Source organism: Serratia sp. HMSC15F11, assembly GCF_001808215.1.
GTDB classification, from domain to species: domain Bacteria; phylum Pseudomonadota; class Gammaproteobacteria; order Enterobacterales; family Enterobacteriaceae; genus Serratia; species Serratia nevei.
This window is the reverse complement of the sequence record NZ_KV792511.1, coordinates 2674-3323: the sequence shown is the minus strand read 5'-3', so window position 1 is coordinate 3323 and position 650 is coordinate 2674. Positions and strand designations below refer to the sequence as shown.

At 71.8% G+C, this 650-nt stretch carries 1 protein-coding gene; it reads left to right on the top strand.

What is annotated here, in order from left to right; all coding sequences use genetic code 11:
• On the top strand, window positions 1-650 hold a 650-nt coding region (locus tag HMPREF3138_RS27330), incomplete at both ends, for an autotransporter outer membrane beta-barrel domain-containing protein (protein ID WP_246828747.1).

Below are 650 nucleotides of genomic sequence, written 5' to 3'. Positions count from 1 at the left end.
CTGAGCGTCGGGCGCAACGGCACGAGCTTCGCTAGCGTGGCACAGACGCCGAACGAGCGGGCGGTGGCGGCAGCGGCGGATGCGCTGGCGGCGGGCAACCCGGTGTACGAGAGCCTGCTCGGCAGCGGCACGGCGGGCGACGCGCGGCAGGCGTTCCGTCAGCTGTCGGGGCAAATCCATGCGGATATCGCGTCGGCGCTGGTGAACGACAGCCGCTACCTGCGTGAGGCGCTGAACGGGCGTCTGCGTCAGGCGGAAGGGCTGGCGAGCTCGTCGGCCATCAAGGCGGACGAGGACGGCGCCTGGGCGCAGCTGCTGGGGGCGTGGGACCACGCGTCGGGCGACGCCAACGCCACCGGCTATCAGGCCTCGACCTACGGGGTACTGGTGGGGCTGGACTCGGCGGCGGCGGCCGACTGGCGGCTGGGGGTAGCGACCGGCTACACCCGCACCTCGCTGCACGGCGGGTACGGGTCGAAGGCGGACAGCGACAACTACCACCTGGCGGCGTACGGCGACAAGCAGTTCGGGGCGCTGGCGCTGCGCGGCGGGGCGAGCTACACCTGGCACCGCATCGACACCAAACGGTCGGTGAACTACGGGATGCAGTCGGACCGTGACACGGCGAAGTACAGCGCGCGCACCGAGCA